Raw genomic sequence first — 21,974 nt, 5'->3', positions numbered from 1 at the left:
CCGCTGCAGTTACATAAGAAACACATCCGCCTTGGAAACAGTTACTTTCTACTTGGGAGACAATCGGCCAAAATGCTGCCCCATTTTCTCCCGATCCTTGTCACTCGAAAATCAAGACTAAGGCGGAAATACAATGGAAACGTTGCGCGGAATACTTCGCGAGCCGTTGCTGTTCGCTGTCGAGTCCCTGAGCGAAATGGTAAGGTCGGCGAAGGAAATCATCGAGGCGAACCAGATTAATAGGCGGACTAGAATCCTCGACTGGGATATTGACCGACGAGCCCGGCGAAGAAAAGGCCGTTTTCTTCGTAAATAGCGCTTTCCACCACCTAACCTTAACTTGGATTGCGCGCGAATTGGCAATTATTCTTGAAGTGCCACATTTGTGGCCAAGAGCGCTTTTCAACGGGTCGCTGTATTTGTAGATTGGCGCAATGTGAGGCTCATGTGTTGAGTGCAAGGCGCATTAGGCCGCTAGATTAGGTAAACTTCTATGCGCAGAAGCCATGCGCTGTTCGGGTTAATTCTCGGCGCTGTCCTCTTGACTGTGGTCAAAGCATTAACCTTTTCGATCTCTGCGTTGAGCATAAAGTTCGAGAGATAGGCCCAGAAGTTGGCCGTCACATTTGCGCATTTCTACGCTCGCGAGATCCAAAGGGGTCAATTGCGTGGATACCTCGCTTTTCTACCCGGTCGCCTCAAGGCAAAGGAGAGGGAAATGATGCCACTTGAACGAGCAAAGACATTCGGCGGTGACGAAGACGGAGCAGTTACCGTTGATTGGGTGGTTTTGACCGCTGCGGTGGTCGGACTCGGTTTGGCGGCTCAAGCGGTCATTACCGCTGGTGTTGCAGACTTGTCCGGTGACATCTCAAGCCAGTTGACCACATATATGATCAAGACCACATTCTGACGATCACCCAGGACGTGCTGCTTGGTGTCCATGTTTCCTTTGCTGTGGGCAATCAGGCGACCGAGAGTGCCAGGTGAAATGCCAGACCACAGAAGCTTGAAGCCGTGGGGAGTACGTATCCGTTTGGGACGCAAAAGGACCGCCCCAACTACGACCCCCGCTCAGAGCCTGAGCTAGCCCATCTGGATGCCCCCTGCATCGGGTTTGCCTGACAAGAAAAGGCGCCCGCCGAAACGGCTGCTGCGAAAGCTTCAACGCGAAGCTGCGGGACGAGCTTCTCAACGGAGAGATCTTTTATAGCCTCGCCGAGGCGAAGATCATCATCGAGAGCTGGCGGCATCACTACAACACCAAACGCCCGCACTCATCGCAGGGATATCGCCCCCCGGCTCCAGAGGTCGTGCAGTGGCCGGCTCCGCCATCCGGAGCCGCTTCGCCGGCCACCCAAACCGTAGCACCCAGGCCCATCATGCACTAAGACTCAAACCGGACCACCCGATGGGGGCAGGCCAATCCGGCGCACGCGTTTGTGGTTCCTGACATGCCCCTTCACTTTCCGCAGGTGCAGGAAACACAATCCGAACCCCCAGGTCTTGTGTGCCCTGGTCAGCCCGACCAGCAGGTCGGCGATCATCTCGTTCTCTTCGTCGCGTTTCGGGCTGTAGCGAAAGCAGGTCTCGCTGACGCCGAACGCGCGGCAGGCCAGCGCGATGCTGACTCCTCTTGTTGCCGCAGCCTTCTCGGCCAACTCGCGGCGTTGAGCTGGCCGGGTCATTTTTTTCCCAGAGCCTCCTTCAGCAGATCAGCCTGCATGCTGAGGTCCGCGAATATCCGCTTCAGGCGCCGGTTCTCGTCCTCCAGCGCCGTTCGCGGTTCTCTCGAACCCGTGGCGTTCACCGCTCACTCTGGCTGACCATCGACGCGCCCATGCCGCCATACTTGGCGCGCCACTTGAAAAGAATTGGCGGTGCTGATCCCGTGCTCGCGGCACAGTTCCGGCACTACCACCCCGTTCTCGGCCTGGCGCAGCACCGCCATGATCTGCGGCTCGGTGAAACGGCTCTTTCTCATTCGATTCTCCTCGGCTCTCGCCACGAGAAAATTCTACAATCCCATCCCGTTAATCATGGGGAGGATTGCCGCGCCAATGCGACGAAGTACCACCTATTTTAAACGCCGCATCGCTTTACAGTTTCCGTGAAAGTGTGGGGGTAGCGATGACATTTCAATCGGAAATCTTGTTCAATAGCATTGTCAATATCGAAATGGCCGATGCACAATGGTACTCAGATGTGGCTGCGATAAGCGATAGCTTATATTTCGTCACCTGGATGTCTAAGCATGACGACGCCGTTTATGGAAGAGTTGTCGGTACCGACGGTTCCATGGGTCCTGAGATACTATTGGACAGTGAAGGTTACAAACCGGAAGTCGTTGCATTAGAGAGCGGTCGCATTCTGTTGGGGTGGCAAGAGAACAATGGAACCCCGAATTACTACGGCTACAAGGTATTTGAGCACACAGCGGCAAAAGGCTTGGTCGAAGTTGCTGACAACAGGTTTCAAAAACCTGCTTCAGGTGGCCTGAACGAACATGAGCTACTTGCGCTCGCGAATGGTGGCTTTGCTGTAGTCAACGCCGACTGGGGCGAGGGTGGATCACTAAGAATCTACATTGGAAATCCAATAGATTATGGTGTTAACGAGGTACATTTTTCGCCGACCGTCAACGCATCCATTCATAATAATGAAAACGTGCAGGACTTGGCGCAACTCTCCAACGGGAATATAGTCATTGGTTGGGCCGAGAGTTCGATCGAAGGCATTTTCTACCGAGCTGTTGTCCTAAACGAATCCGGGAAGGAAGTTATTTCCCCGTTCGAGCTAGACGGAACTCTTCCCGGCGCGCTATATGGTTTTTGCGAAATTGTTCCACTTCCTGGAGGCGGTTTCGCATTTTTCGCAGACTACCGAAATCCAGAGTCCGACGCCATAACAACCTACATGCGTCTCTACGATGCCGACGGGAATCATAACGAAACTGTTGGTACGGTCGACACTGTCGTCGGCATTCCTTGGGCGGCGGAGTATGTGGACGGCATCGGGATAGTTCTGATTTCAGACGGCGTGGGAACGGTTTTGAGAGAAGACGGGTCCATTTTGCTGGAGGAGTTCCCACTGAGCGGTTTGGAGATCGGCGGAGGAACGCGTCCTAGCGTAGCCGATTTGGGTGGTGGGAAAATCTCTTTATCGTTCGAATACGCCCGGAGCGACGTTACCGGATGGGACCGCATTGAAGTCGGAACATCAGTAATTCAGATATCTGACGTAGACCTCAGGCCAACCAGCTCTCAGGTCTTTGACGAATTTGGCTACGTTCCATTCATGTCTTGGCTCGCACAAGGCGCCTACAAACTTGCAAGCAACGAACCGAAAGATCCAACCTATAACAATACCGACGGCCAAGCCGAAGCGAAGGCAAGCCTTGACAAGGTTAAGCTAAACTTGACGCCGCTGACCGGCAGTGACCTGCCAGCGCTCAAGAACAGCAGTTTTGATGACACTCCCGGTGATGTGTGGTCCGACGGCATTCGTTCGGGAGGGATCTTCACAAATGACAACGCCGCGGCGTTTGTGGCTCGCTCAAAGGATGGGGTGTTCATTTCTTTTAGAGGCACCAACGACAGTATCGAGTTGGATCATGTTGGGTGGGGTTCGAACTCGTCGTATTATGACCATTACCACTGGGCCAATCGCGGAGGTCACTTCAATCTGTTCGTCCCATTGCTGGAGGAGATCAGAGATTACATTGTCGCCGCTCGTGCCATTGGCGATGACATCGGTAGAATCTATCTGACTGGGCACAGTTTGGGGGGCGCCATGGTGCAAGCCGCCTATAAATGGCTTCGGAGCGAAGCGTCGTTGAGCGGCATTGGAATCGAAGGCGTTACCTTTGCGACACCGGGATACAGCATTCTTCCAGGGGGGGACGATCCGAACCATTCAATTGTGAATTTCTGGAACTCTACTGACATCATCAACTTGCCAGCGAACGTCAGTCAGGTCCTTGGCGGACAGTACAAGTTCAACAACGCACTACGGGAACTAGTGGGTGGGATTGATCCGCTGGAAGCCCATAACATGGAACTCTATCGGACAAGCGCCGAGTTCCTCCACAACGAGATAAGTGACGCATGGAGTGACCTTCGCAGCGTCGGCCTAAGCGGAAAGCGCCCGGCCGTCGAAAAGGTTCTTTATGGTCTTAACATCGACCGCATTGCGTTCTCGGTGAAAGAGGTCAACGGCTCATTCACCGTTGGCGAGAAAAACGACTACGTGATGGCTGGGGCCTACGAAATGGTAGCTAGTGCGGTAAAGGGCGCGGCGCCTTCCTATGTGTTGAAATCCCATGAGACCGCCAAGGGGCTTTGGGACGGATACTCCGCTACAGTTGATGCCGCGAAGTTCATGACGACTCCCGTTGAGACCATGACCTATGGCGAGAGTAAGACTGCATTGGATGTGTCTCTCGAAGTTGCCTACGAGGGGCTTTCATTGGCGGCGAACTTCAGCCCGAAGTTGAAGATAGCCAAAGCGTTGCTGGACGCCTGGATCGAGTACTCAAAGTCTGACTTTGTTGTAGGCGGTCCGGGCAATGATACGGTCTACGGTCTCGGCGGAGGAGACGTGATATTGGGAGGAGCCGGGGAGGACGTCATCGGCGGCGGGCAAGGCAAGGACTTCATTTTTGGAGGTAGGCAGAAGGACATTATTTCTGGCGGCTGGGGACAAGACGTCATTTACGGAAACCAAGGCAATGATCGTCTCGTTGGGGGCCGCGACAATGATACCATTCACGGCGGTATTGGGGACGATTGGATCGATGGCGAAGGTGGCGAGGACAATCTCTTTGGAGAAACCGGGGATGATGTTTTTGTAGTCGACGACAAAAATGACCTGGTACACGAGCGATCAGGCGAAGGGCGCGATACCGTCGTGAATTGGATCGACTACACCCTGCCCGATCATGTCGAAAATCTGGTGCTGGGCGAGCGGTCTCTGTTCGGCAGCATATTTGGCAACTTGGATGGAACCGGCAATGAACTGGGGAACCTGCTGGTGGGCAACGCTGAAGGCAACGTCCTAAAGGGTCTTGGTGGCAAGGACAAAATTGATGGCCGAGGAGGAGCGGACACTCTTCGTGGCGGCGGCGAAAGGGATTTCCTTTTCGGAAAAGGAGGCAAGGACAATCTATTTGGCGGAGAGGGGCTGGATGTTCTTGATGGGGGAGCGAAGTACGATGAGTTGACCGGTGGTGCCGACAAGGACCGGTTCGTCTTTTCCTCCGTGAGCGAAATTGATGGGGATAGGATCAAGGATTTCGAAGTCGGATTGGACCTGATCGACCTTCGGCCACTAGCTAAGAGCTTGGGTTTGACCTTCCTGTTCCTGGGGACAAGCTCGTTCACAAGTTCAAACTCAGAAATCCGCATAGATAAAGGAAACAAGACGACCAAGATCAAAATCGACCTCGATCCGGATCGTTGGGCGGACGAGACAATCGTTCTGGATGGATCGTTAGATGTCTCAGTGAACGATTTTCTTCTATAGGTCGATCTGCTCAACCACCTAAATGGGCACGTCTTGCGGGTCGAAATGGGCCGTCTCCAGACGTCCCATGCGGTGTCTCGGGTTCATCTTAAAGCTCCGTCACATCCGGCTCCAGCAGGGGTAATCCTCCCCGTTTTAGCGGGGTGGTTTCGTAGAATTCACGCGGCCCTTTTCAGCTTCATGGCAGGAGTGGTCCCGCCGATGCCCATGTTGGGGCGCTTATTATTGTAGGTCCATAGCCAATCGGTTGCGATCTGCTGCACCTCCTCGATGGTGTCAAATATGTAGAGGTCCAGCCATTCGTGCCGGACCGTCCGGTTGTAGCGCTCGACATAGGCGTTCTGCTGAGGCTTTCCGGGCTGGATGTAGGTCAGGGCGATGCCCTGCTTCTCAGACCAATTCATGAGGGTGGAACTGACGTATTCGGGGCCGTTATCGACCCGAATTGCCAGAGGTTTGCTGCGCCACGCGATGATCTGGTTCAAGGCTCGAACAACACGCTCGGAGGGAAGCGAGAAGTCTATCTCGATACCTAGGCCCTCGCGGTTGAAGTCGTCCAGAACGTTCAACAGCCGGAACTGCCTCCCGTCGGCTATGCGGTCGCTCGGCTTGGCATAGAGACCGCTGAGGCAAACCTTCCATTACGTCGTCAGCTCATTCGGTCCACTTCACTTGGTAACAGCCACCGAGGCATGCACTAAATTCATGTACGGATCAGGTCCGGCAGCAAACGCTCAAAATACTCCACAGTGGACTGCAGCCCTTTCGCCAGATGAATTGTCGGTTCCCAGCCGAGCAAGTTCCTGGCACGGGTGATCTCTGGTTGGCGTTGCCTCGGATCGTCAGCCGGCAGATCCTCGAATACAAGCTCCGAGCCTTTTCCGGTCAACTCGATAACCTTTTCTGCAAGCTCGAGTATCGTGAATTCACCAGGATTTCCGAGATTGATTGGTCCGACAATGTGCTTGTCAGATTCCATGAAGCGGATGAAACCTTCAACAAGATCGTCCACGTAGCAAAAAGATCTCGTTTGGCTACCATCACCGTAGATGGTGATTGGACGACCGGACAGAGCCTGTACGATGAAATTCGAAACCACCCGACCGTCCGCATGATGCATGCGTGGGCCATATGTATTAAAGATTCGTGCCACCTTGATGTCCAGGCCGTGCTGTCGGTGATAGTCGAAGAAAAGCGTTTCCGCGCATCGTTTGCCCTCATCGTAGCAAGACCGCGTTCCAATTGGGTTGACGTTGCCCCAATACTCTTCGGGCTGCGGATGCACGTGCGGGTCGCCGTACACTTCGCTCGTAGAGGCCTGAAAGATCTTGCAGCGGAGCCGCTTCGCCAATCCCAGCATGTTGATGGCGCCATGCACTGACGTTTTTGTCGTTTGCACGGGGTCGTGTTGATAATGAATTGGAGAAGCGGGGCAGGCGAGATTGTAAATCTCATCCACCTCAACGTAGAGCGGGAATGTCACATCATGGCGCATAAATTCGAAGCGTGGATTCCCGTGCAGATGATCGATATTGCGCTTGGTTCCCGTGAAAAGGTTATCCAAGCACAACACCTCGTGTCCTTGCTCAAGCAATTTGTCGATCAAATGTGAGCCGATAAACCCTGCTCCGCCTGTCACAAGAATTCGTTTTCGGCTGTCGTAAAGCCTTGCCATAATCTACTGCCCTTTATTGATTTTGGGAATGGAACGATCACTATTGGATCTGCTCTCTGATTAGCAACCTGATCGTGCGAAAGTACCACGCCTTGTAGGCCGCATAGTGGTAGCCTGCACTCCCGTCAAGGAAGCCGCCCTTCAAGACGTAGGTGAAGAGAAAGTAGAAGGTGGAGTACCACCATTTCGAGATGTTGCGATACTTGAACCTCTGGCGCGGCGTGAATGCCTCCCATGCGGATGCGTCATCCTTTATAAGCGCATATCGGCGGGCCTCCCAGAGCGCATAGTTCATGTGGCGTTCGATGAACTTCCCAATGCCTTTATAGTCTCGATGGTCGATGGGGGCGGATATTTCGCCGACTTTTCCCTCAATGATTGGATGCTCATGGATCTCCATGTCCAGTGCACTCCAACCGTCCTCATCGATCTTTTCGTAGAGGCCTCGCCCATAACGGAACATGGCGAGTTTGCGCTGCGTCACTCCATGATCGAGTCTCTTTCCCAAAAAGTAGTTCGTGTAGTTCAGCCAGTAACCGCTGACCGAATTATCTCGTACTGCTTCGGCCAGCGCGTCGCAGAAGGCATCATCAATGAACTCGTCGGCGTCGAGGAACAATACCCAGGGGTGTTTCGGACCCTCGTTCATCAGAAACCAGTTTCGCTTCTTTGGGAACTTGCCGTCCCACTCGAACTGCACGATACGCGCGCCAAAACCTTCGGCGATTTCCCGCGTCCGGTCCGTCGACCCGCTGTCAATCACTATGATCTCCGAAAAACGTCCTAAGCGCGCAAGGCACTTGGCAATGTTCGCTTCTTCGTTCTTGACAGGCAAAGCGACAGTAACTGGTAGGGTGGCTTCGGACATCAACTGAGCTTTCCGGGTAATTGAATGGTGATTACAGCAGGCGGGATACGGCGCGGTAGAGTCGGTCGGTTCGGCTTTCGAAAAGCTGATAGAGCAGTACCGCCCAAAGCAAGGCCAGGGTCACGAAACCGAGCATCACGCCGTATCCAACGATGTTAGGCGCAAGTCGCGTTGGTGCGAGCGTGCTGAAAGCGAGCAAAGACAGCAGCGGAAAGTGGGTGAGGTACAGGGTATACGAGATTTCAGAGGAGCTTCGCGCGATACACTGATACCAGCGGCCGTGGCCAGGCATGTGTGCGAGTGCAGGCAAACAGGTGGCCACGATAAGACCAAGTTCGAGGTCGCTGATGTTTAGCCGTGCTGCTTTTGACGCGCCGAGGCCTCCAAACAGCACGATCAATGCAAGGACGCGCACATAAGTCCTTGTCAAGAAGTTTGAAAGGCGGGCGTCAGAAGAGATTATGCTTGCCACGGCTCCCGCTACCCAGATCGCACCGAGCGAGAGGATTGACCACGGCAGCGTCAAAGACAGAGCGGCTAGGAGCGCAATGCCGAAAAGGCGTGCGGCCAGCGATGCTGGAGCTAACACCACCCAACCGATCAAAGGAAAGATCAGATAATACCAAAACTCGTTGGCGAGACTCCAGAGTGGAGAATTTGTGCCAAACGTCGGTACTGCGATTGTTTGGAGAAAGGCAAGATTTCCCAAGAAGGTCGAAATTGAGAGGGAGAGCGATCCATCGAGTGGTGGACCGGAATTAAAGATAGGCGCGAACCGACCGTCATAGCCTGTGCCGCCGGTTATCATTAATCCGATCAAGTCGAATAGCCAGGTCGCGACGAGGGCGGGCAAAAGGACTATCAAAAGCCGCGACATGCGCCGAACAATGTACTGTGGCCATGAAAACTTTTGAGAAACCAAATCGCGCAGAGCCTTTCCACCGACCAAGAAACCGCTAAGCGCGAAAAAAATAATCACGGCCTCGTGACCTAGGCTAGTAACGGCATAAAAAAAACTGGTCATCAGCCCAATATCAGTGCCGGCTTCTGATAACTCAGAATAGCTTTTAAGTGTGTACGCACGTGCGTGGGAAAGTAGAACGGCGAAGGCTGCAGCGCCACGGAGCATGTCCAGCGTGGAGAGTCGATGTGTTTTGTCCGGCTGCATTTCTGAAAGGGTAAAAAGGTCGGTGGCCAAGGAAAGATTCTTGATACTATTGGTCATTCTACGATGGATCGGGGTCGAGGGCTGCACTCGTATCGGTTCGGCCAATTTGACATGCGGGGTTTCCTCCAAAGATGGAGTTCGGCGGGATCGGTTTAACGACAACGGCACGGGCCGCCACGATCGAACGATCTCCAACGGAGATTCCCGGCCCTATGTAAGCCTCAGCGCATATCCAGCAATCCGCCCCTACAGAAATCGGCAGTTTGAGAAGAGGCATTTCTGGCCGGCGCCAGTCATGCGTACCTGCGCAGAGATGGGCGCCTTGTGAGACGGTCGTACGGTCTCCTATCGTCACCTTTCCGAGCGAATAGAGATTTGCTCGATCCCCGACCGAACAATAATCTCCTAACCTCAGGTTCCAAGGGATCGTGATCCTAGCGCTGGGATAAACGTGAACACCGCATCCAATGTGAGCCCGAAACAGGCGGAGAAGTGTGCGACGCCAACCCCAAAACACGCGCGGGCTGAATCGGAAAAGAGGGCTCGCTAGCGCCCAAAGCACCCGACCGGCAAGTTCGCTGCGAGACCAGCTTGAGCTTCTTCTGTTTGCCAATACATCGACCATGAATCGATAACCTGTTATTATCTCTGAACTGTCAGAGGAGGTGCACCACCAGTGGCGACCCAGCGGTAGACCTCGAGCATCTTAACTGCGACCTGATCCAGCCCGAAGTCCCTGGTGACCCATGAGCGTCCCTTTGCCCCCATCTGATGAAGCGTTTCCGCGGGTTGGGCTGTAGCCAGTATCATTGTATTCCGCAATCCTTGGTCCTCCAGCGGTATCCACCAGCCGCAACCGTGCGTTTCAAGCCCAGCCCAAGGTGCATTGCGAGTCGTAATAACAGGTATCTCGTGAGCTAAAGCCTCGGCGACGACGAGCCCAAAATTCTCTCCATGGGTCGGCAGGATGAAGAGGTCGGCGCTGCGGTATAGCGCAGTCTTGTCGGCGCCATGTACCGGGCCTTGCCATTTGACACGCGAGAGGCCGAGACGACGGGCCAGCGACTGCATCTCGATAGTATGGTTCAATTCGTCCGGGCCGGCGATGACGAGATCCCATTCCGGGCGCGACGCCTCGATGGCGCCCCAGGCATTAAGCAGGAGCTGAAGCCCCTTCTTGGGGTGGATACGGCTTAGAAAGAGTAGCCGGCGGCGGCCCGACTTGGACCTTGGCCGCGCGAGCAGGGTCGGGATTTCGACGCCATTGGGGACGATGGCGATCGGGTTGGTAAGGCCGAAGCTGCGGAAATGCTCTGCTTCCATCTCGGCGGTGGCGCGTAGGCAGGCAGCCGCCCGCAGGTGTGCATCCTCGAACCACAGGCGCACGATTCGTTTGCGTAACGCGGACCGGTCCCGCGCCCATGGATCCAACATTCCACGAGGAGTAACAAGGTAAGGCGTGCCCGTCGCGCGGTGATGATTGAAATTGGCCAGCGACGGGTAGGTCCAGAGGCCCTGCACGTCGGTGATATCAGGCGCGAAAGCGCGCAGCTTCCGGACAATCTCGGGAGCGTAGTGAAAGGCTTTTGGTCCATAGGCCTTGGCCGCATGCACATGTTCCGCCCAGTCCGCAGCCGCGTCCGGGTTTTGCGGATCCTCGACCCCGAAGATCTCGACCTCGGCATCGTCGGACGAGCCGAGAAGATGCGCGAGGTTCGGCACCGAGGATGCAAGCCCTCCCGCCGCTGCAGAGAGCCTTCCGGTCAGCAAACCGATCTTCATAGGTTGTGCTGCATCGCTTGCCTTGGCTCCGTAGGCTGCTGATGGAGGCGCTCAAGATCTAGGGATTTGCGGGCTGCGATCACCAACCCTACGGCGGTCCAGACGAGAAGAGCCTCTATCGTAGAGTTGGTAACCGCACCGAACGCAAACGACGTCATAGCGAATCCGGCGATCGGCAGCGCGGAATGATCCCTCCGCCGTGCCAGTCCAACGGCCATAGCCCCGAGCCAAAACGCAGTGGTGAAGCGAAGCAGGAGGAACAGCGGCCCAAGGATCAAACCGAGCTCGTTCACGTTTCGCTGGGTGTCGGATTCTCCCAGGAACAAGTTCGGAAGCCTAAGATAATTGGCGACACCGGGCGTTCCGGCACCCATGCCAAAGCCCAACAGGCCCGCATCATCGAGCGCGTCGAGAAAGCTGAAGGCATTGTAGTATATCCTGTTCCATAACCCGCCCTCCGACCGCGAGGCACTCTCGAACCGCTCCCCCATCGCCACGAGCATGTCAGGAAAGACCTTAACGAAGATAAGGGCGACAAGGCCGATGAAGACGAGGACGGCGGCAATCCGGCGAACGGTCCTCACCGTAGGACGCGTTGCAAGAAGGCCGATTAGCGTGAAGCCGGTGATGGCGGCAACCTGGAAATATATGGTCCGGCTGCCGGTCAGCACGGACATTGTTGCTACCGCGAACCCGGCTGCGACAAGAAACGCCTGCTGTTTCCACCCCTTCGGTCCTGTCAGGTAGTAGGCGAGAAAGGCTGCAAGCGTGAAGGCGGTATAGAGAACGTTCGGCGCGGTATATGTGAAAAGCCCGAAGGGGCGGACGATTCCGTCTCCGAGCGCCACCGCCCCCTGTATGTCGCCGGCAACGCCCCAATTGACGAAGGCGAAGGGGGGGGCGCCATATTGTCGAGCGACAAGAAATGCATAGGGGATCGCTATCGCGAGGACGACTCTCAGAAAACGAAGGATGTCGTCGCGCCGGTGAGTCGCCGCGATTACGAAGGCGATGGGCATGTACATCCAGTACGTGCGCAGACCAAGCAGCCAGCCCGGAATGCCGTATCCGTTGAGTGCATATTGCTGAAGGGCGAACGGCGCGCTCACCAGCGCGAACAGCAACCAGATCTGCGCCATGCCGCGGGTCCAGATGAACCCCTTGTTGATGCAATGGGCATAGAGAAGCAGGGCGAAGGGGTCGCGTAGCAGGGTCAGCGGCCCAGCAAGCCCCGGCAGGAACCATTTTCGTAAGGGCCCCTCTACGAGGAGAAGCAGGAACAGCAGCAATGTGGCCCATACGACGCCCCTTCGCTGCGCCTCTCGCCGGTGCGCGTCGCGAGCGCGATAGACGGCCGGTCGGTCGCCTAGTACCTTGCTCATAGTGCCAGTTCCCGCGCGACGATCCCGGCGATTTCCGCTTCGTAATCGGACCAGGGCGACCTTTCGGCAAGGACGAGCGCGGACGCGGCCATGGATTGCCGCATGTCTTCGTCCTCGGCGAGGCGGGTGATGCGTTCGGCGATGGCATCGGGATCTCGGATTGGAACGATGAACCCCTCCGTCCCGTCCGTGATCAGGTCGGGCGCCGCGGTGTTCGGCGTGGAGATGATCGGCAGCCCGCAGGCCATGGCCTCGGTCAGGACCATTCCAAAACCCTCGTAGAGAGACGGAAACACGAAGACGTGTGCTCGAGACAGCGTGTCCAGTAAGACCTCGTGCGTGACAAAGCCAAGGTATGTCACGTTCTTTCTGGCGATAAACGCCGCAAGGTCCGTTGGGACGACTTGAGGCATGCTGCCGGCAATTGTTGCGTGCCAGTCTACGTCAAGGAGTAAGAGGGCGGCGATCAGATCGGCCACGCCCTTCGACTGGCTTAGACGGCCGGCAAAGACAATTTCGATGGGCTGGCCATTCGCCTTGTTCGCACACCGCTCGACTTTGGGCGGAGGCGCTCCGTAGGGAACCGCGGAGACCGCGAGTTCCGTGTTCGGATGTTTGCGCAGCGCCGAGCGGGAGAAGCTCGACGCCACCAAGATCCGATCTGCCCCATCGATTTCTTCGTCCTTGCGGTTCCGGCTGTAGTCACTGTCGCGGAGTGCATCCATCGTACCCGCCCAACCAGGAAGTCGTTCTCTTTCCTGTTCGATGATCTCCTGGACAGCCGGCCAATACGGCGAGGGAAGATCGTAGAGACACTTCATGCCAATTTCTCTTGCAGCATGGAAACTGGCGTTAGCGCCATCTTCGTACGCATAGACAGCGCGCGCTCCCTCACTCGAAAACCTAGCCAGTCGGCGCGCTACGTCGCGATCGAGGTCATAGTAGACTTGGTGGTAGCTGGCCCAGCCCGTCTCATGTCGAATCAGTTTCGCAGCACCGGCGCGCCGAGCAATCTGGCGGATCAGTTCGCGCAATGGACGTCTGTGAAGCGCGCTGGCCGGGATTTCCGGGAAGACCCGGCTGGAGGCTTCGGATCTCAGCCGCGCCGGCATCGGCACTTTCAAAAGCAGGGATTCGGATAGCCCCAAAGTCGTACAAAAAAGGTGTAACATGCCGGCTCGCTGCAATCCGCGCAGCGCCGCACGGACATTGGCATTGCCGGTCGGATGGCTGACGATGACAGTCATTCGCGTTGCTGCGGCACAGCCGGTCGGGCGCCCGGATCAGGATCGACGTCAGCGGGGAACGTAGTGCAGCTCAAAGACCTTGATCCATCGCGTCGCAGCGGTGCCAGCATTGTATGGCGAGAGTTGGCTTTCCACACCTTGAAAGTTGGACGGCGCGATATCGATGTTGTCCAGCACCGCCATTTGCCGGCCGGCAATAGCCGCGGCGTCTCCATTTGGAGAGGGGAAGACATGCCCGCCGATAACGTTAGTAAGGGGGTGATCTCTCCGACCCCAGGTGCGAACACTGACCTAGAGACGAGGATCTTCATGCAATGCTGTTCCTGATGATCTCTGCTGCTGCGGCAACCCCATGCTGCTGATACCATGCGTGCCCCGCATCAGCGACGCTCTGGAGGTCTGGACAATGCGCAACGAGCCTGTCGAGGCTTGAATACTGGACGCCTTCCTTCAGGTTGGATGCAGCGCCTCCTGCGGTGCCCGTGTTCGCGGTCAGGAGCCCGTGGGAGAAATAGGCGGCGGCGATGCCGGATTTGGTCATGCGATCCATGGGATAGTGAAGGAGACCTAGCCGGCAATCCACCAATATGCGACTGACTTCCTCGGCTGGCAGCGTGCCGAGCGCGTCGACCGGGCACTCGCCGATCCGCTCTGGAAGGGGCATTCTAGGGCCGATGTCGAGTAGCCTGTCGATTTGCAGGTTCGACAGAAGCTGTGCCGTTTTCTGTGGATTGCGTGCGATCGCATGATAGACCTCCGCGCGTTGCCCGCGCCCGCCGAAAACGACGGCGCGGGCGGAGCGCCGGGAAAGGGGCGTAACCTCTGCCGGCTCGCCGACATTGGAAAAGACCGCGAGCACATCGCAGGAAAGAGACGCGCCGATGCGGCGCAGTTGATCCGAGCCGACGCCGGAGGAGACGAAGCCGCGATCGGTGATCTCGCACAAGGCGCGCGCGATCCGCCTTTGCGGGTGAGAGGTCCAAAAACTTGTGCGCCAGATCGGGCCGGTGGCGTAGACTTCGTGAAAGATCGTGATGATGCGAGCGTCGGTTTGGGTCGCTTTCCAGCCGCGCAATCCTTCGACCAGCCAATGGCAGAGTCCGCGCGGCGCATATCCGTAGCCGGAGAAGTGCACGATTGCGACCCGCGCCCCGGTGTCGCGCAACGCGTCGCAGAGTGCGCGAGACGATCGCGCTCCGTGCAGGCTCCGCCCCGGCTGCGAGATCGGGTTTTCGTTGGCGACCAGGGTCGTGACTCCTGTGCCCAGGTTGCCGAGCGCGGCGGCTAGCCCGGCCGAATAATCGCCGACCCCGCAGACGACCGGTGGGAAATTCGGGGTGATCTGAACCCAGTTAGCCACGCGTTTCGGCCCGGCGGCGCAGGATCCGCGAACTGCGCAGATAGAGCGCAATGTAAACCAGAAGCTCCGCCATCAGGGCGGCGCCGACGAACATATAGATGTCTTCAAGATCCCGCATCGGTGTGAACCAGACGACACACAACTGGGCCAGCACGCCCGCGACGACGGCGAAATACTGATACCCGGTTTCGCCGCTTGCAACCAGCATCCTGTAGAATGTGTCGGTCAGGAAACGAAGGCCAGCGACAAGCAGCGCGATCCAGACGAACTGCACGAGGTCGTCATACTTCGCCCCAAGCAGCAGCAACCACGTTTCGGGGAAGACCCGGCCGCTGGCCACGATCAGGCTAACCGCGAACGCGGCGGCCGAAAGGACCAGCAGGCTGCGCCGGGCATACCCTGCATCGTTCCCGCGCGAGACATAGGGATGTGCGATGTAGTTCAGCATCGGGTTCATGCTGCCGAGAACCATACCGAGGCGGCTTAAAGCCCAATAGGCCGCAAGGCTCTCTGGCCCGGCGCGGGTGCCAAGCGCCAGAACCGGCACAAGCCCTGACACCAAATAGTATACGTGTCCTGGCAGCAGCGGCCAAAGAATCGGCAGCATCCCTGCCGGAGGCGGCGACAGCGGCCAAACGGGGACGGACGGAATGCTCCGCCCGAGCCAGACCGCCAGGAGACCCGCTGACAGCACCCATGTCAGGACCGGCACGGAGAGGGAACTTTCGCCCCAGAATGCGAACGCGACGCCGAGAATGACCACCCGTAGCCCGCCAGCGACCGGATCGGCGCGGTTGATCGCCGAGAGCTTGCGTTGGCTGGCAAGTACCGAGCGTGCCAGCGTGGCGCTCGCTTGCAGCATCACTACCAGCGCCATCGCGCCGACCATGCATCCCACCTCCCAGCCGGCGGCATGTTCTAGCACGGTCGAGTTGGACAGAAAGATCGCCACCACGACAGCGGTTGACGCGAGGCCAAGCACCAGCCGCAGTGAGGTGGCCCCCGCATGGATCGCGGCGAATTCCTCTTGATCCCTTGCGCGGCTAAGCAGTGTCGTTGTCGCGGACGATACGCCCAGATCCGACGTCACCGCCGCCGCTCCGATCAAGACACCGAACAGAGCATAGACTGCGTAGCTCTCGACCGTCAGGATCCGCACCACAATGAGGCCGGCAACCAATGCAAGGGCTTGGGTGACGATCTGTGCCGTCGAGAATGCCGCGATCGAGCGCCACGCGTTCCGCAATCGAAAACCGTTTGCCGGGGCATTCATGTCGTGGCAATTCTACGAAAAAATATCGCAAGTGTTGTCGTCCAGCCCTCGCGCGGCCTGCGGTGCCAGACATAGATCGTGCCGGTGAACCCGCTCCGGAACAGGGAGTTGACTAAAACACCCGTTCCGCCCCAGAAACCTGGGCTGGTCAGCGTGAAAATGATCTCGGATTGCATAGGCATTTTCGTCAGTCTTTCCGGGAACAAGATGCGCGTTTTGGCGTCGCGAGCATTGGCTCAGGATTCTACTGAGGAAGTCATGGTCGTATCATGTGTTCTGAGCTGACACCAAGCAACACGAGTCGACTGTGGCCAGCCGGCTGAAAGCCTGATTGTAAAACCTCAAAGCCGTTGCATCTTTGCAAAATAATCCGCGTATGACGCTCGCCATTGGGCTACGGAGTATTTGGGCAGATTCCGGTGTCCAGCCTCCACCAACTGGCCGGCGAATGCTGAATCGTGAAGTATCCGGGCGAGCGCCTCTGCCATGCCGTCCGCGTCGGCGACGTCAAACACCGCCGCCGCCTCGCCGGCGACTTCGGCAAGTGAGCCGGCGTTGGAACAAACTACTGGCGTGCCGCAGGCCTGCGCTTCCAGCACCGGATATCCGAAGCCCTCGTAGAGAGAGGGAAAGAGAAGCGCGCTGGCGGCCGAATAGAGTGCTGACATGTCGCCGGCAGCAACCTGGTCCAGAAAGCTGACGTGATCGGAGACCCCCATGCGGGCAATCGCCTCGGTCACGGTGGCGTCGGGAGAGGAGACGAAAACGAGATGCGCGGGCGATCCGAGATTGCGCAGCCTACCGAAGATCTCGACCACGCCTTCGCGGTTCTTGTAGAAGTTTCGTCCGATGTTCAGGATCAGCGGCCGGTCCTGCGGAAGTCTACTGCGGGCTAGATATGCGGTGATCTCGGACCGGCTGGCGCGCCGGAGATCGTGGAACATTGCGTTCGGAATGACATGGATTTTGTCCGGATCGACATCAGCAAGCTCGATGAGGTCGCGACGCGTATTCTGAGACGCGGCAACGACACCGTCGCTTTGCCGAAACCGGGCGACAAGTGTGCGCATGAGTTCTTTGCCAAGTCGCGATGGGCGGAAACCGTCAAGCCGGCCGGCCGCCGCCAGATAGGGTATCATGTCATGCACGGTCACGGAGGTTCTGCCGGCACGCAGAAGCGGAAAGTAGATCGCGCTGCCCGGATCCACCGCATGGGCGACGTCCACGCGGCGCCCGACGACCTTGAGCGGGGTAATGGCGAAGCGGTCGAGGTTGCGGCCAATTTTACCGGCTCCCGCGAAATGATCGGTCATGCGTAGTTCGCGGCACGCGAACCCGGCCACCATCATTTCTGATAGCATCAGCCTGCCGTAGCCGATCATGCTGGGTTGCCCAGACCTGTCCGCATTGGTGATCAACCCAAGTGTCATCGGATCAGGCAAGGGACCTAAACACGTAGTTCTGGCGCGACAATGCCTGCCTCGGAGACCCGTATCCGAAGCCCGCAAGGAAGTCGCTGACGGTCTCAAGCGCATCAGGCCGATGACGCTCCTCAATCTCGATCAGCAGAACCGGCGTCTCGCGTGCAAGAGTCTCCTTCCCGCCTTGCAGAACCTCGAGTTCGTGCCCTTCGACGTCGATCTTGATGAACCCTAGATCGCGAATGTCGAAGGAGTCGAGCCTGCGGGTCTCGACGTCGACCTGTTCGATGCTTGAGAAACCCGCCAGTTTATTGGCCGGCTCAAGCGTGCCTAGACCAGTTATCGGGAAATCTTCGACAGGAAAGCGAAGCTGGGCCATTCCGGTGCGGCTCGAAAGTGCGCAGTCGTAAACTTGGCACCCCGGAAGCCTGCGCCGCAACTTCGTCGCCTTGACAGGGTTGGGCTCAAAGGCGATGCATTCGCTCGCTTGGCGTCTCAGGTGCCAACAATAGACGCCGTCGGCTGCACCGATGTCGACAGCCCTCCTTTTAGGATCCACCAGGGTTGAAAGGCTACTCAACTCACCCTCGCCGCCGAAGCGCGAAGCCCAGCCGATGCATCCCATGACCCACGAATCCGGCAGGATTTGATCCAGTGTGGGACTGAGACGCAAGCTCCACCAGAACGGGCTGAGATATCGATGCAGAGTCAAGGCTCTCATGTTGCGGGGGGGGGGGGGCGAAGCAAAATCAATCGCCAAGGGTGCCAGTTCGAAGGCGGCGCGCACACAACGGCTACCGCACCGGCGCTCGCTTCAATCGAGTCCGACTTCTGCTCCTTCATCACGGTATAGGCCGTGCATAGGCGGACCCTTAGCAAGCAGTGGGCCGGTTTGCCAGCCGTGTTGATAACTCGCTCGTGTCGGTCACTGTCACTCGCCTATGTGCTCTGTATACTTTTTCGGCAGCATGCTCGGATAATGCGCGTTCTGAATTGCGAGACCGGCCGGATCTTCTTCGTTCCTTTCCGGGATATCCCCCGGTATAGCTACTGCGAATGGCCAACGTCGCGTTGCATCGGGACGTCTGACGAGAGCTCTCGCTGCATATTGGCAAGGTGAGATGCCGTCAGAAGCTGGCACCTTTGCCATTTAAGGCGCCGGTCCTGAGCGTCACCTCTATAGACTCCAAATCGCGCTGCAAAAGGGAAGCGCGAACTGGACGGCCCATGATCTCGAGGAGCACACCCACTCTGCTTGGCCCGTCAAGTCGCTCGACGCAAGCAACAAGATCGTGCATCGGCCCGCGCGTTATTCTTACTTCCTGGCCGACCTTGACCGGCCTATCATGTTGCACGCATCCGTCGCCGTCGCATCGGGCGGCTAGCGCGTCGATAAAGTCTTGCGGCACTTCTGCGGGATGGTCTTTGGTGACAAAGATTAGGCGAGCGACGCCGACGGTGCTTTGAATAGACCGCCAAGGTGCCCCAACACCCGGTCGAACAAATAGATAGCCCGGAAACAGCGGCACTTGACGATCGAAGAACTTTCTACCGCGCGCGATAGTCTCAGTCCGCCAAAGCATGAGCGTTTCGATGCCCTGCCGCTCCAGGTTGAGGACGGCTGCCTTCAATCCGTTCGGCTTCAATTGTGCGACGAGCCAAGGTGGGCCTTGAGGTGCTGGCAAGCGCTTCCTCCGCAGATCACAGGGCTTGGAAAGACAGACGTAGGGGTAAAGGTCCGAAACTCATTGCGCAAGACGCCAAGGGATACCAATGGCGCCCGATTCCAAGAGAAGCAGCCTCGGAAATCCGATCACCGACATTCACCGAAAGGGGCTTCTGTGACGAAGCCCGCGTGGCCTTCACCTCATTGTCCGAATCTCGCGACGAGAGGTTTTTCAGTTGTGTTTGCCAGATGGCCGCGACCAAAGGCCTCTTGGCTGCCCGGCACAGATGGAGAAGTCCCCCTAAAGGCTTGTTCTTCATACCTGCGCAGTCATTGATTTCCCAACCCCAGATGTATGACATGGCAATATAGAAATTGCCATTGCAGGGCACAGGCGGATACCCTGAAAGTGGCTTTCACTCTGGGCGAGCGTACGACGAAGGCCTGCGGGTCCTAATGGATTTGGTTGGACTTGCCCTGAAGAATGGAGATCACCAACTGAGGAACCAGGAGGTGTTCTACGGGAAACGGAAAACAGACCGACGCTGAAGTTGCGGCGTGAAGCGGTGCGGCTGGCGCTGACCAGCGGCATGAGACGGCTGGAGATCGCGTAAGATCTGGGGATCGGTCTTTCGACTTTGACGCGATGGCTCAGTCGCGAGCGGGGCGCCTGCGTGCCGATCGAGGCATCGGCCGATCTGCAGGCCTAGCTGAAGCGCGATATCCTGAAAATGGCTGCGGCCTTCTTCGCGAAAGCGGCAAGTCGATTAGCTTTGACTTCATCGAGGCGGAGGAGGCAAGCTTCCCCATTCACACGATGTGCCGGGTCCTGGACGTCAGGCGGAGTGGGGTGGGGTGTTCGCCTAGCGCGACCGCCCGGCCTGCCAGCGTCAGGAGATGATCCATCTTGCTCACTTTCGAACTATATCCGCTCTATCGAACGGCACCTATGGCAAGCCGCGGATGCATCGCGACCTGATCGAAGAAGGCCATCAGATCGGGCGTCACCGCACAGCCCGGCTGATGCGCAAGAACGGCCTCATGGCAAGGCAGGAACGCCTGTTCAAGCGGACCACGGACAGGGAGCATGCCTGAGCCCGCTCTAGCCCATCACCCTGACAACTCAGGTTCGACGTTTTCTGTCGCGCTCAACCTGTGGCGTGTTAGTCGCCGGTCTCAACGGATCAACAAGTGCTGTAGGTAATCGGCCCACTTCTGCCACCACTCTCGGGCGGCACTACTGTGGGTCGCAGCATTGTAGACGCTGTCGATCCCTCCGCCTGACACGTGGTTCGTGAGACGATCTCGAACCTCGCGTGGGCAGCCGTTTTCTGCAGCCCAAGTTAGTCCTGCGTGTCGAAGGCTATGAGATGTGAATTTCGGGGATACACCTAATCCTAACCGATGCGTTGCAATCTGCTGTTGAACGGAAACCGGCGATCGTGGGCGCGCTGTGTCACGGGGTGAGCTGAAAACGAAGTTGGAGATTATCCCGGTGCGCTGCTGCGTATCCATTTGCTTAACTAAGATCTCGACGGCTTGGTTTGGCAGAAGTACCACGTGCTCGTTTCCGTTCTTGGCGCGTTGACCGGGAAGAACCCACCGACCTGTGGAGAGGTCGAGTTCCTGCCAGGTCATTTTCGTAACCTCTGATATCCGTGACATCGTATATGCCTGAACCATCAGAACCGGACCGCAGTGGAGGGCGCCCAAGCCTCTCATGTAATTGCGAAGTTCGGCCTCACTAGGTTTGTGGTTCTTGGGTTTGTGAATGGGCAGAAACACGTTCTTCACGGGGTTCTCGGTATCCGGTGGCAGCCAAGTGCCGCCCAACATGGAGATCTTACGTGTTCGCCCACTCGCGACGTTGAACATGGTTTGGACGACGGAACGGACTTTTTCAGCCTCCCTATGGGTGCCCGAAGAATGGATTCTTTCAAGAAGTTCCGTGGCCTCTACATGTGTAAACGCCGTTGCTTGAATATATCCGTAGTCAGGAATCAAGTGGCGCTGGAGCATCCGTTCATCTTCCCTCCAACTGCGTTTAACCTTTCGGGCGTATTTCTCGATGTAGATGCTGCAGAGCTCGTTGATTGAGATTGGAGATTTCGGATCGACGCGATCACGAGACGACACTTCGATATCCTGACGTTCTCCCGCGAGATCTTTCAGCCGGTCCCAAAGACTTCTAGCCAACGTTAGCGGCACATCAGGAAAGCGGCCCAGCTCAATCTCTTCATTTTTTTGCGTGTTAGGATGCTGAAAGGAGAATATCCAGACTTTTCCCAAGTTCGTATTATGTCGCATAAGCAAGCCAGGTCTTTGGGGATCGGACAGTGAATCTCCAAGCACAAGACTGCTGTAATCCTCCTCGGAAGGGCTTTGTTGTGCGGCTCCGAACTTGGCGAGACGTTCCGCCTCAAGCAGCAGTTCGCGAAGCTGCCCCTTAACACCGGATTCAAGTGCCGCTGCAATCAGTCTGAAAGCAATCTCATTCGTATGGTCACTGGAGCCAGACATCATTTGCACATTTTACGAGCTGGCACCTGGCAAAAGGTATCGCGCGACGACTCACAGTTAACGCTTTTGCTTAGAAGGGTATTTGATTT

The 21,974-nt window shown here is 57.1% G+C and carries 15 protein-coding genes and 4 pseudogenes; 4 read left to right on the top strand and 15 right to left on the bottom strand.

Annotation, left to right across the window (positions count from 1 at the left end; translation table 11 throughout):
• The first annotated feature begins 718 nt into the window (after window positions 1–718).
• Window positions 719–913 (top strand): pilus assembly protein, encoded by a 195-nt coding sequence (locus CHB86_RS22305; protein WP_089235328.1) that lies wholly within the window; start codon window positions 719–721, stop codon window positions 911–913.
• Window positions 914–1,145: 232 nt separating this feature from the next.
• Window positions 1,146–1,391: pseudogene (locus CHB86_RS22300) on the top strand (integrase core domain-containing protein); the annotation flags it as partial.
• A gap of 33 nt (window positions 1,392–1,424) precedes the next feature.
• On the opposite strand, the pseudogene CHB86_RS22295 reads toward CHB86_RS22300, so the two are convergent.
• A pseudogene (locus tag CHB86_RS22295) lies at window positions 1,425–1,984 on the bottom strand (transposase); the annotation flags it as partial.
• Between the two features lie 146 nt (window positions 1,985–2,130).
• Here CHB86_RS22295 and CHB86_RS22290 point away from each other — a divergent pair.
• Window positions 2,131–5,523 carry a M10 family metallopeptidase C-terminal domain-containing protein gene (locus CHB86_RS22290; RefSeq protein ID WP_141134964.1) on the top strand — a complete coding sequence of 1,131 codons (3,393 nt, stop codon included), beginning with the start codon at window positions 2,131–2,133 and terminating at the stop codon, window positions 5,521–5,523.
• Between the two features lie 158 nt (window positions 5,524–5,681).
• Here the strand turns inward: CHB86_RS22290 and CHB86_RS22285 are convergent.
• From CHB86_RS22285 to nusG, 13 genes and pseudogenes are all read right to left on the bottom strand, one after another.
• Window positions 5,682–6,128, bottom strand: a pseudogene (locus CHB86_RS22285) (integrase core domain-containing protein); the annotation flags it as partial.
• Window positions 6,129–6,226: 98 nt separating this feature from the next.
• A complete protein-coding gene (locus CHB86_RS22280; RefSeq protein ID WP_089235326.1) occupies window positions 6,227–7,198 on the bottom strand; it encodes a UDP-glucuronic acid decarboxylase family protein in 972 nt (323 codons plus the stop codon).
• Window positions 7,199–7,238: 40 nt separating this feature from the next.
• Window positions 7,239–8,066: a glycosyltransferase family 2 protein gene (locus CHB86_RS22275; protein ID WP_089235325.1), complete on the bottom strand. Its 828-nt coding sequence runs from the start codon at window positions 8,064–8,066 to the stop codon at window positions 7,239–7,241.
• A gap of 31 nt (window positions 8,067–8,097) precedes the next feature.
• Window positions 8,098–9,291, bottom strand: a complete 1,194-nt coding sequence (locus tag CHB86_RS22270; protein WP_089235324.1) for an acyltransferase family protein — start codon at window positions 9,289–9,291, stop codon at window positions 8,098–8,100.
• A gap of 1 nt (window position 9,292) precedes the next feature.
• Window positions 9,293–9,511 carry a DapH/DapD/GlmU-related protein gene (locus CHB86_RS25150; RefSeq protein WP_245838289.1) on the bottom strand — a complete coding sequence of 73 codons (219 nt, stop codon included), beginning with the start codon at window positions 9,509–9,511 and terminating at the stop codon, window positions 9,293–9,295.
• Between the two features lie 365 nt (window positions 9,512–9,876).
• A complete protein-coding gene (locus CHB86_RS22260; RefSeq protein WP_089235322.1) occupies window positions 9,877–11,016 on the bottom strand; it encodes a glycosyltransferase in 1,140 nt (379 codons plus the stop codon).
• Window positions 11,013–12,398, bottom strand: a complete 1,386-nt coding sequence (locus tag CHB86_RS22255; RefSeq protein ID WP_089235321.1) for an oligosaccharide repeat unit polymerase — start codon at window positions 12,396–12,398, stop codon at window positions 11,013–11,015. The genes CHB86_RS22260 and CHB86_RS22255 overlap by 4 nt, the downstream gene beginning before the upstream one ends.
• Entirely contained in the window at window positions 12,395–13,645 is a 1,251-nt protein-coding gene (locus CHB86_RS22250; RefSeq protein ID WP_089235320.1) for a glycosyltransferase family 4 protein, read from the bottom strand. Before CHB86_RS22250 ends, CHB86_RS22255 begins: the two co-directional genes overlap by 4 nt.
• Before the next feature lie 307 nt (window positions 13,646–13,952).
• Window positions 13,953–15,005: a hypothetical protein gene (locus CHB86_RS22245; RefSeq protein WP_089235319.1), complete on the bottom strand. Its 1,053-nt coding sequence runs from the start codon at window positions 15,003–15,005 to the stop codon at window positions 13,953–13,955.
• Entirely contained in the window at window positions 14,998–16,278 is a 1,281-nt protein-coding gene (locus tag CHB86_RS22240) for a lipopolysaccharide biosynthesis protein (RefSeq protein ID WP_141134963.1), read from the bottom strand. The genes CHB86_RS22245 and CHB86_RS22240 overlap by 8 nt, the downstream gene beginning before the upstream one ends.
• Before the next feature lie 341 nt (window positions 16,279–16,619).
• On the bottom strand, window positions 16,620–17,660 hold the full coding sequence (locus CHB86_RS22235; protein WP_176442984.1) for a glycosyltransferase family 4 protein: 1,041 nt from the start codon (window positions 17,658–17,660) through the stop codon (window positions 16,620–16,622).
• Between the two features lie 52 nt (window positions 17,661–17,712).
• Window positions 17,713–18,324: an FkbM family methyltransferase gene (locus CHB86_RS22230; RefSeq protein ID WP_176442983.1), complete on the bottom strand. Its 612-nt coding sequence runs from the start codon at window positions 18,322–18,324 to the stop codon at window positions 17,713–17,715.
• A gap of 502 nt (window positions 18,325–18,826) precedes the next feature.
• A complete protein-coding gene (nusG, locus tag CHB86_RS22225; protein WP_176442982.1) occupies window positions 18,827–19,384 on the bottom strand; it encodes a transcription termination/antitermination protein NusG in 558 nt (185 codons plus the stop codon).
• An 872-nt stretch (window positions 19,385–20,256) separates the two neighbouring features.
• Here nusG and CHB86_RS22220 point away from each other — a divergent pair.
• Window positions 20,257–20,454 (top strand): annotated as a pseudogene (locus CHB86_RS22220) (IS3 family transposase); the annotation flags it as partial.
• Window positions 20,455–20,541: 87 nt separating this feature from the next.
• Here the strand turns inward: CHB86_RS22220 and CHB86_RS22215 are convergent.
• Window positions 20,542–21,888 (bottom strand): tyrosine-type recombinase/integrase, encoded by a 1,347-nt coding sequence (locus CHB86_RS22215; protein ID WP_089235313.1) that lies wholly within the window; start codon window positions 21,886–21,888, stop codon window positions 20,542–20,544.
• Window positions 21,889–21,974: the final 86 nt, after the last annotated feature.

This window comes from Tropicimonas sediminicola, assembly GCF_900188335.1.
Classification (GTDB): Bacteria; Pseudomonadota; Alphaproteobacteria; order Rhodobacterales; family Rhodobacteraceae; genus Tropicimonas; species Tropicimonas sediminicola.
Note: the sequence above shows the minus strand (reverse complement) of the source record. Positions and strands in the feature narration are given on the sequence as shown.

What these genes read in the sequence shown, in the direction of transcription:
- CHB86_RS22305 (WP_089235328.1), top strand. Translation starts at nt 719, where the DNA reads ATGATGCCACTTGAACGAGCAAAGACATTCGGCGGTGACGAAGACGGA.
- CHB86_RS22290 (WP_141134964.1), top strand. Translation starts at nt 2,131, where the DNA reads ATGACATTTCAATCGGAAATCTTGTTCAATAGCATTGTCAATATCGAA.
- CHB86_RS22280 (WP_089235326.1), bottom strand. Translation starts at nt 7,198, where the DNA reads ATGGCAAGGCTTTACGACAGCCGAAAACGAATTCTTGTGACAGGCGGA.
- CHB86_RS22275 (WP_089235325.1), bottom strand. Translation starts at nt 8,066, where the DNA reads ATGTCCGAAGCCACCCTACCAGTTACTGTCGCTTTGCCTGTCAAGAAC.
- CHB86_RS22270 (WP_089235324.1), bottom strand. Translation starts at nt 9,291, where the DNA reads ATGACCAATAGTATCAAGAATCTTTCCTTGGCCACCGACCTTTTTACC.
- CHB86_RS25150 (WP_245838289.1), bottom strand. Translation starts at nt 9,511, where the DNA reads ATGCCTCTTCTCAAACTGCCGATTTCTGTAGGGGCGGATTGCTGGATA.
- CHB86_RS22260 (WP_089235322.1), bottom strand. Translation starts at nt 11,016, where the DNA reads ATGAAGATCGGTTTGCTGACCGGAAGGCTCTCTGCAGCGGCGGGAGGG.
- CHB86_RS22255 (WP_089235321.1), bottom strand. Translation starts at nt 12,398, where the DNA reads ATGAGCAAGGTACTAGGCGACCGACCGGCCGTCTATCGCGCTCGCGAC.
- CHB86_RS22250 (WP_089235320.1), bottom strand. Translation starts at nt 13,645, where the DNA reads ATGACTGTCATCGTCAGCCATCCGACCGGCAATGCCAATGTCCGTGCG.
- CHB86_RS22240 (WP_141134963.1), bottom strand. Translation starts at nt 16,278, where the DNA reads ATGAATGCCCCGGCAAACGGTTTTCGATTGCGGAACGCGTGGCGCTCG.
- CHB86_RS22235 (WP_176442984.1), bottom strand. Translation starts at nt 17,660, where the DNA reads ATGATCGGCTACGGCAGGCTGATGCTATCAGAAATGATGGTGGCCGGG.
- CHB86_RS22230 (WP_176442983.1), bottom strand. Translation starts at nt 18,324, where the DNA reads ATGGGATGCATCGGCTGGGCTTCGCGCTTCGGCGGCGAGGGTGAGTTG.
- CHB86_RS22215 (WP_089235313.1), bottom strand. Translation starts at nt 21,888, where the DNA reads ATGATGTCTGGCTCCAGTGACCATACGAATGAGATTGCTTTCAGACTG.